Source organism: Pantoea stewartii subsp. stewartii (assembly GCF_008801695.1).
GTDB lineage: Bacteria > Pseudomonadota > Gammaproteobacteria > Enterobacterales > Enterobacteriaceae > Pantoea > Pantoea stewartii.
In genome coordinates, this window is sequence record NZ_VZPF01000048.1 from 1 (window position 1) to 14534 (window position 14534).

General features: G+C 51.7%; 11 protein-coding genes and 1 pseudogene. 5 read left to right on the plus strand and 7 right to left on the minus strand.

The window, feature by feature from the left end; genetic code table 11:
* Positions 1-97: transposase domain-containing protein (locus F7Q90_RS14985; RefSeq protein ID WP_151160719.1), on the plus strand; the 97-nt coding region annotated here is incomplete at its 5' end.
* Positions 98-104: 7 nt separating this feature from the next.
* On the opposite strand, the pseudogene F7Q90_RS14990 reads toward F7Q90_RS14985, so the two are convergent.
* Positions 105-1796 (minus strand): annotated as a pseudogene (locus tag F7Q90_RS14990) (methyl-accepting chemotaxis protein); the annotation flags it as partial.
* A 200-nt stretch (positions 1797-1996) separates the two neighbouring features.
* Here F7Q90_RS14990 and F7Q90_RS14995 point away from each other — a divergent pair.
* Complete coding sequence (locus F7Q90_RS14995) at positions 1997-2335, plus strand: cupin domain-containing protein (RefSeq protein ID WP_006121980.1); 339 nt, start codon at positions 1997-1999, stop codon at positions 2333-2335.
* A gap of 350 nt (positions 2336-2685) precedes the next feature.
* On the opposite strand, the gene F7Q90_RS15000 is transcribed toward F7Q90_RS14995, so the two are convergent.
* The 3 genes from F7Q90_RS15000 to F7Q90_RS15010 all read right to left on the minus strand — a co-directional run bounded on the left by F7Q90_RS15000 (position 2686) and on the right by F7Q90_RS15010 (position 4465).
* Positions 2686-3000 (minus strand): YebG family protein, encoded by a 315-nt coding sequence (locus F7Q90_RS15000; protein WP_006121982.1) that lies wholly within the window; start codon positions 2998-3000, stop codon positions 2686-2688.
* 113 nt (positions 3001-3113) lie between these two features.
* A complete protein-coding gene (locus F7Q90_RS15005; RefSeq protein WP_006121983.1) occupies positions 3114-3908 on the minus strand; it encodes an SIR2 family protein in 795 nt (264 codons plus the stop codon).
* A complete protein-coding gene (locus F7Q90_RS15010) occupies positions 3905-4465 on the minus strand; it encodes a non-canonical purine NTP pyrophosphatase (RefSeq protein WP_006121984.1) in 561 nt (186 codons plus the stop codon). Before F7Q90_RS15010 ends, F7Q90_RS15005 begins: the two co-directional genes overlap by 4 nt.
* 1775 nt (positions 4466-6240) lie before the next feature.
* Here F7Q90_RS15010 and F7Q90_RS15015 point away from each other — a divergent pair.
* Positions 6241-6636, plus strand: a complete 396-nt coding sequence (locus F7Q90_RS15015; RefSeq protein WP_006121986.1) for an H-NS family histone-like protein — start codon at positions 6241-6243, stop codon at positions 6634-6636.
* Positions 6637-6696: 60 nt separating this feature from the next.
* On the opposite strand, the gene F7Q90_RS15020 is transcribed toward F7Q90_RS15015, so the two are convergent.
* On the minus strand, positions 6697-7776 hold the full coding sequence (locus F7Q90_RS15020; RefSeq protein WP_039339626.1) for a tyrosine-type recombinase/integrase: 1080 nt from the start codon (positions 7774-7776) through the stop codon (positions 6697-6699).
* 1071 nt (positions 7777-8847) lie between these two features.
* On the opposite strand from F7Q90_RS15020, the gene F7Q90_RS15030 reads away from it, so the two are divergent.
* On the plus strand, positions 8848-9048 hold the full coding sequence (locus F7Q90_RS15030) for a hypothetical protein (protein WP_141119408.1): 201 nt from the start codon (positions 8848-8850) through the stop codon (positions 9046-9048).
* Between the two features lie 331 nt (positions 9049-9379).
* On the opposite strand, the gene F7Q90_RS15035 is transcribed toward F7Q90_RS15030, so the two are convergent.
* Entirely contained in the window at positions 9380-11920 is a 2541-nt protein-coding gene (locus F7Q90_RS15035; protein WP_006121990.1) for a YbcC family protein, read from the minus strand.
* A 29-nt stretch (positions 11921-11949) separates the two neighbouring features.
* The gene (locus F7Q90_RS15040; RefSeq protein ID WP_006121991.1) at positions 11950-13515 is read right to left on the minus strand and encodes an NADH-quinone oxidoreductase subunit L; all 1566 of its coding nucleotides are present in this window, start codon (positions 13513-13515) and stop codon (positions 11950-11952) included.
* Positions 13516-13613: 98 nt separating this feature from the next.
* Between F7Q90_RS15040 and F7Q90_RS15045 the strand changes: the two genes are divergently transcribed.
* Entirely contained in the window at positions 13614-14516 is a 903-nt protein-coding gene (locus F7Q90_RS15045) for a LysR family transcriptional regulator (RefSeq protein ID WP_006121992.1), read from the plus strand.
* Positions 14517-14534 lie beyond the last annotated feature (18 nt).

Sequence of the window (14534 nt, forward strand, 5' to 3'; positions counted from 1 at the left end):
GACGTGGTTGCGTTACGTCATCGGTCATATACAGGACTGGCCGGTGAACCGGGTCCGCGATCTGCTGCCATGGAAGGTCGAGCTTCCCTCTGCCTGAACGTCAATACGGTCTGAATGCGACGCTTACTTTCATGCATCGTTTTTCCTGCCTCATTGACCAGCGTGACGCCGCTTTGTACCCGGGCACTGGACTCCTCAATAAGCGCGGCAATGTCTTTAACCGCACCGGCACTGCGTTGCGCCAGGTTTCTGACCTCAGAGGCCACTACCGCAAATCCGCGCCCCTGCTCGCCCGCCCTGGCCGCCTCAACGGCTGCGTTGAGCGCCAGGATATTGGTCTGGAAGGCAATGCTGTTGATCATGGTCGTGATATCGCCAATTTTCTTTGAGCTGTCATCAATTTGCGACATGGTCTGTACCACCTGGCCCACCAGGTTTTCGCCCCGGCTGGCAATGGTGGTCGCATTTCCGGTCAGGTGCGTAGCCTGCTGGGCGTTATCCGCGTTCAGGCGAACCGTGGCGCTGATTTGTTCCATGCTGGCTGCTGTCTCTTCCAGAGCTGCCGCTTGTTGTTCGGTGCGCGAGGCTAAATCCAGGTTGCCGCTGGCTATCTCACTGGCCCCCTCTCTGACAGACGCGCTGGCATCTTTAATCTGGCCCACAATGGATTGCAACTGGCTCTGCATGGTGTGCAGGGCGTAAAACAGGCTGGCGTTGTCACCGTGCGCGACCTGAATATCATTGCTGAGTTTGCCTTCCGCAACGGCCAGCGCAATACGGGCTGCTTCTGCGGGTTCGCCACCAAGCGGGCGCATTACTTTGCGATTAAACAATAACCCCAGTACGGCACCTACCAGCAGGATGCTCACAAGCATTAAACCGATAGCCCAATAGAGCTGGCGGTTCGCGGCGGCCATGACCTGGCTGACAGGGGCGACAATTCCCACATACCAGGGCTTATCGCTGTTGCCTGTCACCACCGGATACCAGGTGTACATGGCTCTTTCACCCAACACCGGATCATCATGTTCGACGATCTGACGGGTAAAATTGTCTTTGTCGCCTTTCCATTCCTTACCGGCGTCATTTTTGACAGGTGACGATACCACTTTACCACTGTTCGAAAGCAACAGCGCATAACCCGTATCCTGCCAGGGTTTTATCTGGTTCACTTTTTGCTGTAATGACGCAAGCGAAATATCCGATGTGACCACCGCCATGAGCTTGCCTTGATCGATAATGGGTGAGGCAACCGAGGTCAGTAAGGTTGGCACGCCGTTGTACGGGTAGCTGTAGGGCTCTATCAGAGTATCTTTACGCGACTGTTGAGGGACCAGATAATAATCCCCCTGGCCAGGCGTCAAATAGGAGAGCAGCGGATGCATGGCATAGTTGCCGGACTGATCGCGGTCAACAAACCAGGCATAGCGGCCCTGAGGTGGCTGTCCTTTCTGACCAACAAACTCCGCATCGCGACCGTCAAACGCGTCAGGTTCAAAAATCACGGACATAGAGAGATAGTCAGGGTTGGCCCTGAGAGAATACTCCATAATTTTGTCGGCAATTTTCCGGTCATTAACGCCCGCTTTTGGTAAGGCAATCAGGCTTTGGCCAAGGCTGTGTGCCATATCGCGCGCGTAACTCAGCTCTTGCTGAATCTGCAGGCCGCGACTTTGTGCAATCTGTTGAAGATAATTTTCCGCTAAGTTTTTTTGCTCTTTTGCCGATTGCCAGCTCAGGACGCCAATAGTGACGGTAAAACCAAGCGTAATAGTCAGGCCACCGGCAAGCAGCATCTGGGTGCGGGTGGTCAGTGTTTTTTTGCGGGTTGAGAAGTCATGCGGATTCCCCTGAAATCGATCGGCTTAATTGACTTCCCTGCCAGACAGACGCTTTTATGTTCCTTAAGGATCTATCGGCGCTCAATAAACGAACTTTAATTCTCATGACTCAAGTCAGACCTTAATCACAACGTTCATCATCAGGGGGAAAGCGCATGATTTCGAAAGAGAACGCAGAGCATTATTTCTGGGGTGAGCAGTGTGAGGGTTGGCATCTGCTTAAAAGACACGATCTGAGCATTATTTATGAGCAGATGCCGCCTGCAACACATGAAATACGGCATTATCATGTGCGATCGCGGCAGTTCTTTTTTGTGCTGGAAGGCCAGCTCAGCCTTGAGGTGGACGGTGTGGTGCATCATCTGCAGACGCAACAGGGAATTGAAATTCCCCCCGGCGCAAAACATCAGGCTCGCAATATCAGCGATAACAGCGTCACTTTTTTAGTCATTTCTCATCCCACAACGCGTGGCGATCGTCACGATGTCGTCTGAACACCGGGCGGGAAAGTGAAATTTTGGTAACTTATCGCGATGATTTTGACCTGAAACAATAAACGGGCGGAAAAAATATGTCAGTTTGTGCCCTCTTTTTTGGCGGGATGAAAAACCGGACTTATTCATGTGGAATCATACTGGCTGGCTTCACAGCTCTGCGCTTTGTTTTGGCTGGCTTGCCAGATATCTCCATCACTACGCTTTTGCCATCACACATTTGACTGGCTGATCGTAATGCAGGCAAGCACGGCGCAAACCAGTCAATGCGCGCGAAGCGTTATGGAGAGAGCGTTGTGCGGGATAACAGGCGGGCAGTTCACAGGTAATGAACTGCCAGGAATGAACCATCAGGCCGCTTTAACGGCGCGGACTTTTTTCTCACTTTGCGCAGTCGCGTCAGCTGTTTCTGACACATTTTGCGCCGTGCCAGGTAATTTGCTGGTGCGAAGAATATGCTGTACCGCGTCTTTTTGCTCTGCCAGCAACAACCCTAAGGTTTCAGCCTGCGATTCGTCCATATCGGCCTGGTGTGCCAGTAACCAGTCGGTGAACGCCTCTGCCATATCCAGCATTTTGTCGTAGGCATCGGCCTCTTTCTTATTGGCAAATGTCATCTTCTCTTCACCCTTTCTGACTACTACAAATTTGGTTTCGACAGCCATTTTATTGCCCTCACATACTGTTTATTTATACAGTATAACACAGTCGGCGACGTTTTCCAGTGAAGAAAAGACACAACGGTTAAACCTGCCCTGCTTACGCCATTCGGTGTGCATCAGGCCAGTAATTCTTCCATAAACTCAGCCAGCACTTTACGGGGATCGTCCTCTTCCGACACGATCATTTCGATTCCCCATTGCCCCAATACTTCTTTTGCCACCGGGTTATTGCGATTGGTAAAAAGGTAAGATTTGGGTCGGGCGGTTGCCAGGCCTGTGCGCCCCCACATTTTTGTCAGCCGATAGAAGAGCAGACGAATATTAAAATCACTGATGCTGTAGCCAACAAACAAAACCGAATTGCCCATGACATCATGGGTCAGCTTGATATCTAACGGCGAATCAAAATAGAGGCGTTCAAAGTAGCTGCTTTCATCCAGTACGATAGAAGTATCGTCATCAAAGTCGCCATGAAGTTTGATGATATGACGTTTATCTTCGGTGAGTGAAACCAGATCGGCTGCATTCGCCACTTTTGAATAAGGCACGCCATGGGCCTCATGCGCGGCTTCCAGCCACCGATCGTAATTCGTGGTATAGATGCGTGAAAAGTTGCCCTGAGTGATCATGGTATGAATTTCAGAGCTGCGGACATCAATATCAGGCCGGTGCCATTCGCGATCCATCCAGCTTCGTAACGGTCCTAACGAACCTTTTTTCTGCTTGTAGTACTCAGCCAGAGAGAGGTGCGTACCGTAAGTATTAAAAATTTTCGGATCGTACCCCAGTTCATTAGCCAGATGAGCGATAAGCTCATGCCATTCAGGCAGGCCGAGATTACGGGAAAGACCGGCTCCGGCAAACAGAATGAGCTTGCCGGAATCGTATGCACGTTTGAGCTCAGGTTTCATGCCACGCCTCGTGCAGTTTTTAAAAAGGCAGCAAAACGATCCAGCGCAATGCGACGGTTGGAAATTTCGTTTTTCTTCTCGCCCATCTCAGCGAAGGTTTGATCGTATCCTTCGGGAATAAAGATACAGTCCCACTGGAATCCATGGGGACCGGCAGGTTCAGGTGCAATAGTGCCGCGCAATTCGCCGAAAAACTGGTACATTTTGCGTCCGTCGCAATAACCCAGTACGGCTTTGGCGGTTACACCCTGACTGTCGAGGCCCTGTACCAGCGATGCAAAGCGATCGGCACCGAGGCGATTCCAGAAAATACGCGTCAGCCCCGCAGGCAAACCATTCAGGCCATCCAGATACAGCCCGGTGTGCTCAACAAAAAGCGGACGTCCGATAATAGAGAAGGCCTTCGTCAGTTTATCTCGCACTAAATCCAGTTCATTTTCCGTTTGAATTTCTTCAATGCGACGCGCGATGGGTACGACGTCCACGCCCACAGGTTCCAGTATTCCGCGGACCTCCGCCAGTTTTTGCTCATTGGCCGAAAGGAATCTGATTTTCATGCTTCTTCCACGTTGATTACGCTGCCTCAGTCAAATTTATCATTGAGACAGAACAAGAGGTTATCGCTGGTGAGTGTAGCGCAAATTCGCACCTTTCTGGCGTGAACATTTGCGCAAAACGCGGGGTTACAGAGTAGAGCGGATAAAACAGAACAACGCAGGACGTGAATAAGTCCGAATAAGGCATGATGTAAAACACCGCTCCGTTTAATAAGCACCCGCTGCATTGGCTATTTAAAGACACACAATCTTTTGCGCATCGTCTGCGTTTTTGCACCTTTCCAAAGCGCGGAAATACCGTAAGCCACAGAGAAACCGGCCGCGAAGTTCTTTCAGGGGCTCTGTTCGCCAGCCAGACTGATGCAGGCATCATCATAGTACTGACAGTATCAAGTCACTAACGTTTTATTTTCCATCCAGTGCCTGACAGATGAATCGAAAATATTACGCATAGCATAAGCCGTTTATCCTGCGCTCTCTGTTCCGTTCGTCAAAGCCGCATCACTCGTCAGGGGCTGAACCTGTCTTTCACTGGCAGAGAGTGCTCTGGCGAGGCTGTATAAAAGAATCGGGAAGAAAGTCGGACGTGACGCCCTGACAAGGACCTGTGTATTTATCGGTGGCAAAGCTGTTTTGCAAACGGCAGCGATGAACGTTTATATCTTTTATTGCTAATGTACGGCATGTGCAGACCAGTGCCGCCCTTCACACCGACTGTTCACCCTTCCGGCATTTCAAAATTCATCCTGAGGAAAATGATAAAGACGCCGCACTACGCATGTTTTTGTGAAAAGCGGTTTTGAATGGTTCCAGAAACCCCCTGCACGTTATTCTGTCAGACAGAGCGACTCACTTTTCAGACGTGGAATGAAAAGCATCCCATAGCGGAAAAGATGACAATATCCGCCTTAGCGAAAAGTGCAAGAATCTAATGGCAGCAATACGTTGTGTTTTCATAAGCAAACGGCATCACGTCCGCAGCCATATAAATGTTGTTGATCTGATAAATTCTTATAGCGACGATAACCTCCCGACTGGCTTTAAGTACAGTGACGGAGAGAGGCCATCAGGATGATATTAGCTACCCGTTTTTATTCTTGCCGTCACTTGTCAACGCTCCGCTTATAGCTCTGCTTTACAGCACGAAATGTGTGATTAAACCTTAAGACAGACAGGCGCGCGTACCCACAATGTTATCCATCATAGCGATCTATATTGCGCTGACTAACCGTGTTAAAAGAAGGATTTGTCCTGTAAGAAAAGTTGCAGACTTCAGTAATCGTCTGGCTTCACAAAAACTAATCCCGTGAACAGGAATGCACAAGACGGTTAACGCATTATCCGGCGATTAAGACACAACCATTTTGGAGCAGAATGAAGATAAGGACAATTTATCATGGGGAATTATTAACCTGACGTTATCATTTACGTGCGCTGGAATGAAGCGGCTTTATTATGCCGTAATATCCCTGTAACTGGTAAGGAGGCAATGCATTACACACTGATTTTTATTGCTTTTTTAAGTAAAAAAATGGGCGTTATTTTCAATACGTCACCGTAATATGCTACCGTTTATCACCTGGACCTCAACGAAAAAGGCGCTGCCAATGCGTCTGGCATTTAAATTTTATGTATGTTTAATGCGTTTAAAATGCCGTAATAATCCTAAGCGGTAACAAATTTTTACATTTCAGACAGAAGAGATATTTCTTTCCTTGATTATTTTTCGTAGAATGACCCTGTTTAAATATTCGCTGTAATTTAAGGATTAACCAATGGATGCGCTCAAAGCATTAAATAACCTTCGTATTCTACGGGCACAAGCCCGGGAAATTGAGCTTGATGTGTTAAATGAAATGCTCGAAAAGCTTTCTGTCGTTGTCGCTGAACGCCGTGAAGAAGAAGAAGCTGAGCAAGCTATGCTGCGCGAGAAAGCAGATAAGTTAGCTAAGTATAAAGAAATGCTGATGAATGACGGCATTGATATTTCTGAACTGGTTGATTTGCCCACAGAGACAAAAACAAAAGCTAAGCGCGCACCTCGCCCTGCTAAATATCGCTATACCGATGAAAACGGTGAAACTAAATCGTGGACAGGCCAAGGCCGTACACCATCGCCAATTAAAAAGGCGCTGGACGCTGGCGGTTCGCTTGACGATTTCCTGATCTGACAAAATGCGCGGTATTGATTTCGATACCGCGCATTTTATTGGAAACATTGTTTTAAGAGATTATCTGCTCATCATCATTATTGATGAACTGGCTAATTGCAGCGTCTCATTCTCATACCGATGAGGGAGATGATGGTAGCTGTCGCTTTCAGTAATACGCTCAACCGTTTCTGAATACCGCTCCAGCGCAGTCCGCATTTGCACAACATAATCATGCGTATCGTAAACCCGATCGATTCCCTCTAATGCATGATTCATAATTTTTCTTGCCACATCGTTTGGCGTGTCCAGCGCGGCGAGTTTCGAACGTGCCGTTCGACGTAAATCACGCGGCGTGAAAGGTTCCAGCCCTAATCCCCGAGGCGCACGCAACATCCGGCGTAGTGCCTGATTCAGCGCACCTTTCGAAAGCGGCTGCATGACATCACGCGGCGCAGGTACGAGCCAGGGAGAAGCCGGATCGCTGGCGGCAATTAAGGCCTCAATACAACGGCGCATTAACGCTGAAATGGGTAAAGTATGTTCGCGCTGGGACTTGTTACGTGTTCCCTGCTTCCATAATCCGGATTGCAGATTAAATTCTGATTTCCGCGCCTGAACCACTTCGTCAGGCCGACGGGCACTGACCAGACACAGACGTAAGGCCCAGCGTACCTGTTCTGACAGCGACCAGTTATCCAGACCATGCCAGAAAACCCAAATCTCCGCGTCTGACAGTTGCCGGCTTCGTGGAGGTGACGCACGGCCCGCAATATCACGTTTCCTCAGTGAAGCCACGGGCGAATGCGCCAGGTAACCCTGCATTTCGGCCCAGGACAAAAACTGTTTAGTCAGAGCAAAAACGCGCCGGGCTTCCTCTTTTTTACCTTCAGAAATCAGGACGTTATAGAGCCTGTTTAATCGTAAACGCGTCAGGTTTTTTAGTGGTAAAGTGCCAATATTCGGCAACACATGCCTGAGTAGTGATGATATGGCAATTTCGGGACGACGTCGGGTGACAAGCAACGACAGTTTTACCCACACGCGGATAACCTGCTCCACTGTTCCTTCGTCGCCAAAATTATCCAGATCAGACAAGGAAGCATGTCTGATCTGATTGAGCCAACACATGACGTGACGGCCCACATGCGGCGATGTCATTTCTGTCAAAATTTCTGCCACTGCCTCTCCTGATCGTAAAACTGTCGGCCAGATTCTACCTTCCTACAGCCTGTGACTCCAGACCTGTTAAGTCTGGAGTCACAATGGTAGCGCTGTACGCTTTTTAAGAAAGTCATTAAGGAAATGACTCTTATTCTTTTTGAATGGATTGGTTATTAATCCCGCAGAGAACAACGCGATAAATGATGGATTATTTCCACAATAGCGCTATTTCAGAAGATAAAGACGATGAATGGGATACGTCAGCTAACTGCAAAGTATGCGGTCAAAAATTCCACGATGCGTTTTGTGTCTTCGACAGCTATTCGCTGTACGGAGATCCGGGCAGGAAACCTCTACGCACGTTCAGATGAACAGGCGCTGTAATAGCAAGTGAGACAGTTTCACTAATATCAGGAGGCGCAGATAAATTACGGGGTTCTGATCGTCGTGCTACCGCTTCATGAGTGCGCCCCCTGCCATAAATTATGAGGCGCACCGCCAGCAAGATCTCTGCAATACCTGCCCCGGGATACAGGAGAGATTAACGATAACAAGGCACTCTCGGGTTGACCATGTGGTCAGAATGCATTTGATACAGCGGCACTGCACTCTTACATTGAAAATGAAACAATTGCGCGTAACACCAGCCGCTTCAGCTCTTGCTAAACGTATAGTTAAAAACTCGTCCGTTTTGAGTTTGCACAGTAAGCGTCTTTCCCGCCGATGTATCCAGGGCTCTGGCCTGACTGTATTTCCACATCATGACCTGCTGCCCGTTGGGATAAGGTGATTCTGTATCAGGCGGTCCAAACATACGAATGAGCTCCGCGCGTGTCGTCTGACCGGGTTTAATCTTCTGAATAGTCGCCGTATCGAAATTGTGTCCCACAGAGTTAGAACATGCAGCAAGAACCCACACCAGGCCCATGATAATTAGTGATCGCATTACGTTGTTCCCGGAGATGAGTTTGACATGCGTTGCATCGCGCTGTGTTACAAGGGTTGTACTATCTTCTTATGATATCGGCAAAATAAGCATTCACTGCAATAAATGTCCGAATGCGTATTATGGCCTACAGACCGCCCGATGGCGTACTAAAATTCCGTACTGGCATGTCGACATTATTAAAAACGTTGCGTGATGAATTACCGCTGCTCTCTGTCAATACGATTTCCGGTTTCGCCACCGCGAGACAAAGGCTGAAGGTGACGGCTATGGCCGTGCTGCATGTGGACGACTCGCCTGTTTACCCTGACGACATTCGTTAATTCTGCTGCCTGAATGACATCGATAAAGCCCTATTTTTCAGGCTGTTAGCCAGACATCACTCTTTAAAACACCCATTCAATTTCGTATGCCACCCAGGATTGATCGCCACGTCATGCTGAACGTCAGCTTACCGGCAAAAAAATGCAGGCCGTTAACTGGCCTGCTCGCGTTATCCTGAAAATGGTTGAAACGATTTTTATGCCTGTAAAAAGGGACAGTTGCCCCTTTGTACAGAATAAAAAAATCACCTGTTAGTTACACTGTAACTTTTTTTGGTCTGGCAGACAGTCGCTTCATTTTTTCAGCGAAGGCCTTAGTACACAGGCGTTCTTATAGTCTCTCCAGACTCAGTGGGAGCCAGTTACCCTGTGCATAGCGTGCCAGACCGGCCTCCTCAAAGCGCCAGAGATGGAGCCAGCCGTTATCGAGCAGTTTCCGGATAACCTCATGCTTACCAATCACTGCGTCAATGGCATTTTGCGGCGCGTCGATAACAACGGTCAGGCGCAACGGCTCGTGCATCCAGTGCTCGCCGTCATGGAGCGACTGACGTGATAAACCGATCCGCAGATCGCCGCCATTGCCCTCAAAGACACCGATGCGGCCCCCCACTACGTTGTGCAGCACCTTATTGCCGCTCCCCAACCTTTGCGGATCGCATGTTGACGCGTGGTACTGCCAGTTGATCCAGTGTGTGACCAGCATGGGTGCGGTCATCAGGCCTTCCAGTAGACTGCCATCACTATCCTGACTCGCATCGTAGTCATGCAGAAAGCTGCGCCCGCCCAGGACTACGCCACGACTTCTGTGACGAGGGGCAATAAGAAAGGCTGCGTTGCCCGAAAGACCCCATTCGGGACGGGTTTGTGCCCCGTCATTAGCGCGACGGCGTAGTTGTCCGAGCAACACATCTTCGGGCGCACGCGGGTCCAGCTTAAGGGCGGGTGCCCGCTCGCGGCGGACCTGATCACTGGCTTGATTAAAAATCGGTTGCAATCGCTCACAGCGGGCGCGCGCACTTTGCGGCAACAAATCGAGATCAAACCACTCGATTTCATCGGTAGTCGTGTTATGCAGGGCGGCCACAAACGTCGTAGAGTCCGGAATCACTGTTCCTTGCGCTTGCAGCCCCTGGCGAACCTGTGGTTCGTTAAGCAATTGCGCCAGGCTGCGTGCATTCACTTCACCGGTCTGGCCACAACAGGCACCACAGTCCAGTGCCGCTGCGTGGGCATTGTTAGCTGACTGGCTGCCATGTCCAACGAGGAGCACTATAGGTGCCAGATGCTGTTCCAGGCCCATGGCATGAAGAACCCCGGCAGCGAGCTTAACTTTAGCCTCAGTATCCAGCCCAACCAGTTGTGGGCGGCACGTCTCCCGAAACCGCGCAGGTAAGCCAGCAAGATCATCTCTGGCACGTGCTTTATTGCCCGGGCGTAACCAGTTTACCAGCTTGACCGAGTAGCCCAGTCCAACCGCTTCCACAAACGAGAAGGCAGCCCCCGGCCAGCGGCTAATCGCATTCCATTGATCGGCCATGGCAAATCGGGCGTGACGCGAACGACTGGCCTGGCTTTGCAGTGCCGCATCGGCTTTATATTGCGAACCCGCCTCCACGATACGGTCAGCGACCTCCAGGGAAGGCGCAAGTAAGCCGGGTAACTGGGGACGGCGGGCTTGCGTGCCCAGCGGTGTGTAGGCAACGGGAAGGCCAAAGAATCCTGCAAAACCGATGGTCTGTATACCAGCACTCACGGTCTCAAGCGCACGGCGCAACGGTTCACTGCGCACATCAATGCAGAAAGCAGCCTGTGCTTCGATTGCCTGATGTTCCGTACCATGACCGTTTGCCGAGGCCAGCCGATGTGCCAACTCACGCTGATAGCCAATCTCCAGCGCCAGTTGCCATACTTCCTCAACCAGCATCGCCTGTTCCGCCGCCTCCAGCACCTGGTGAGCCTGTTTCCAGGCGTGCTGAAGCGAAGCAAGCGCGTGCCGGGTTGCTGCATCATCTTTGCATTCCAACAGGATTACGCCCCAGGCTAAGCGAATCGTCAGCAACTCGCGCAGGTGTGGGTCCTTACCCCCCGCCAGTCCCGCCTGCCAGCTCAGAAAGGCACACCAGGAAGCCCACCCATTCACGGTAAGCAGTACCGATTCCAGATAATCCGCCCATACAGCTTCAGGCAGGCCCAGACGTGCGATAAGCCAACGCTCCGCATCGGTAGCATTATCGGGTAAGGCATTGATAGCATTTGTGATATGGGGCAACCCCATTAACAAACCGATACCCTGATCGTGTCCCAGCGTATCCCGCCAGAAGGCATATAAGCCCTGTCGCTGAGGTTGCCAGTTCGCCTGATCTTCATCGAAGTAGGCGGCGCAGGTTTGACCAACCTGGTGCGTGATAGCCTGCCGCCAGGATAATCTCTGGTGCCGATCAGGATCGTTGTCGAGCACGTCGATTAGCAGCGGCAATTGCACTGGTGAGGTTCTTGCCTGTAACGCATCCAGGCACTGTTCAGCCGTCAGACCGGTCGCTTGTGCTTCGGGCAGTTGATGTAGCGCCAGATTGAGATCGGCAAGGCTGATACGGCCCTCGCGCCAGGCCAGGAACTGCTGATCGCGCGATGGGAATACCTGGATACCGCCGAGTACCGCCATCCGGGCGGCGACCCTGCGTACCGGCATGCCAATACGCGACCAGTGAGGGTTGACAGCAATGGCGCGATCCAGCGGCCATGTAGGTGCAATCGCCTGGCAGGCCTGGCTGCAAGCCTGCTCAATTGCAGCATGCCGGGAACAGGCGTTTTGTGTCGATTGCGTCAGGCTCGCCGAACCGGTTTTTTCGTTATTGACTAAGGTATCCATCAGTAGGCTCTCCAGTTTATTCGTATGGTTCAGCTCAGCCTGTCAGCAACAGGCGCGGTTGGCACTTCAGGTTCAACGTGTATGGAAACCCGGGATGTGAGGTTAGCTGGCCATAAGCGCAGCGCCAGACGTGTGAAGGCTTCGTCAAGGTAAAAACCCGCATAGCTCCATTGACGCAAGCGCGACAGGTGTTGTGGCTGCTTTTGTAATAACACCTGACAGAGATACAGGGCCGCCATGCCTGCCAGCGCGATCAGACCCAGACTGTCATCCGGCATATCCTGCAGGCCAAGCGGCAGCGCATGTGCTGACAGCGCAACTGTCGTCAGACCGATCACCGTGACGCACCCGAAAAGAAGCTGCGCCGACTTTCCAGACCCGCCCTCTGAAGCCTCGGGTAACCACAGTAACGGTGCCCAGGCCATACCAAGCACCACACTCCACCACCAGGGCCAGGCGGCAAGACCTGAGAGCATCAGCACCAGAAACACGGCGGTAATTGTCAGCACGGGGGCAAAAAACACGCTAAGGGTGCTGGGCAAAGCGGCCCGGTGCAAAGCCTGCAGGCGAGTGTCTCTTACACCTTCCGAGGCCGACAGGAAAGCATGGGCTTTATAGAGTGAATGGCCAATCAGATGCAGTGCCGCCAGCGTATAAAGGCCAAGCGCGCATTCGAGCAGCATGAAGCCCATCTGCGCAACGGTCGACCAGGCCAACCGCACTTTGATACTGATGCGAGTCAACATGACAATGCCTGCCAGCACAGCGGTCGCCAGCGCGAAAATCAGCAACAGGATGCGCGCAGCGTTTGCCTGATCTAACATGGGAGCGAAGCGCATAAGCACAAAGCCACCCAGATTGACGACGCCAGCATGCAAGAGCGCGGATACCGGTGTTGGCGCCTCCATCACCTGTATCAACCAGCCATGCACGGGTAGCAAGGCCGTACGAAAGATGACCGCCATTACGAGCAGAACGGCACTCGCCTGTAAGGACAGGGACATGCCATGCTGAGCGATATGCATCCCCAGAGCTGACAGCGAGAAACTACCTACATCCCACCAGGCGAGCGCGGCAGCGCCAAGCAACATCACGTCAGCCATGCGATCCGCAATGTGCTTTTTGTGTGCCGCAAGCCGCGCAAAAGGCCGATCGGGATAAAAGCAAAGCAAGTGCTGAAGTGCCACACCGACTGCGGCCCAGGCCGCGATGAGCAGCAGCCAGTTATCGGCGATCACGAGCAGATGCACGCTGCACAGCACAACGGCCAGTGCGCCAATATAGCCTCGCTGGTTGGCTTCCCCTTCAAGGTAACGCGCAGAAAATGAAGCGATAACCTTACCCAGCACTTGCACCAGTAAAGCCAAAACCAGGCCAAAAGAGGTTGCCATTATTACGCCCGTCCATTGCGCACCACTGATGCCCGCGGCAAGACACAGTCCGGTTAAGGCAATGGTACTCAACGAGACTCCCTGTAATACACGCCAAAGCATCGGCGTGGTAATCCAACTAAACCGCGTCAGTCCCGCTAATGCGGCCATTAGAAATGCTGGCGCCAAAAAACAGACCAGATGCAGAACATCAAGGATATTCATTGTATTTCCCTCATACGCTTAATTAGCCGTATGGTCATTGACCTGAACTATTCTGTAAAATATATTTATTTGCACATTTCAATATTAAAAAACGAACAATGAACCTCAACCAGTTGAATTTTCATCACCTTTATTATTTCTGGCGCGTGGCCAGGCTTGGGCATCTGACGCGGGCTGCCGAAGAGTTGGCCACCTCGCAATCGGCCGTTTCGGTGCAAATTCGGCAACTGGAGGATCGACTTGGAGAAAGTTTGTTAATCCGTAAAGGTCGCCGTCTGATGCTGACAGACACAGGTCAGCTGGTTATGGCCTATGCCGACAACATCTTTGGTCTGAGCCAGGAGATGTTGGGACGGTTAAAAGGCACGTCAGCCGGTGTTACACGGTTACGCGTGGGCAGCGTGGCAACGCTGTCGCGAAATTATCAGGAAAACTGGATTCGGCCCGCGCTTACCGACCCTGCCATAGTACTGACACTGGAGTCCGGATTACTGGAGGGCCTGCTGGTCAGGCTGACGCAGCATAAGCTGGATGTGGTGCTGGCTAATGAGACAGTACCTGCCGATCCCGATCGTCCGTTGCGCTGCGTGTTCCTGGGCAGCCAGTCTATCTCCGTCGTCGGCCCCGCGAGCAAATGGGCGTCACAAAGCCTGCGCATCCCGGAAGACCTGGATGGCGTGGAGATTGCCCTGCCCGGCCCGCGCCATGCCCTGCGTGCGCAATTTGATGCTTTATGTTCTAAGGCCGGCGTGACGCCAAGACTGCGAGCCGAGGTGGACGACATGGCGATGCTGCGTCTGATCGCCCGCGACAGCGGCTGGCTCACCGTGTTGCCCGAGGTTGTGGTTCAGGATGAGCTACGCGCCGGCATTCTTGTCTCCGTGGGCCAGTCAGACGAACTGCAGGAGCGCTTCTTTGCCATCACAACACCACACCGGCATCGTATTGACGTGCTGGAGCAACTGCTGGCAGGGGCGCAAAAATTACAGGTGCCCAACTGAGTATCACGCCGATTGCAG